At 61.0% G+C, this 395-nt stretch carries 1 pseudogene; it reads left to right on the forward strand.

Going from position 1 to position 395, the window contains the following annotated elements:
• Positions 1-19 precede the first annotated feature (19 nt).
• A pseudogene (gene flgF / locus E0L35_RS25970) lies at positions 20-395 on the forward strand (flagellar basal-body rod protein FlgF); the annotation flags it as partial.

Here is a 395-nt window from a genome sequence, read left to right on the forward strand (position 1 = left end):
TCGCTGACGGGATAGCTCAATGGATCACGCAATTTATACCGCGATGGGAGCAGCCAGCCAGACGCTGAATCAACAGGCGGTAACCGCCAGTAATCTGGCCAATGCCTCTACGCCCGGTTTTCGCGCGCAGTTAAACGCCTTGCGTGCAGTGCCGGTGGAAGGGCTTTCACTGCCCACGCGCACGCTGGTAACGGCGTCAACACCGGGTGCAGACATGACGCCCGGCAAGATGGATTACACCTCGCGCCCGCTGGACGTTGCGTTGCAGCAGGATGGCTGGCTGGCCGTGCAGTCCGCTGACGGCAGCGAAGGGTATACGCGTAATGGCAGCATTCAGGTTGATCCCACCGGGCAACTGACAATTCAGGGGCATCCGGTGATAGGCGAGGCTGGGC

The sequence above is a fragment of the Halomonas sp. ATBC28 genome (genome assembly GCF_005937175.1).
GTDB classification, from domain to species: domain Bacteria; phylum Pseudomonadota; class Gammaproteobacteria; order Pseudomonadales; family Halomonadaceae; genus Vreelandella; species Vreelandella titanicae.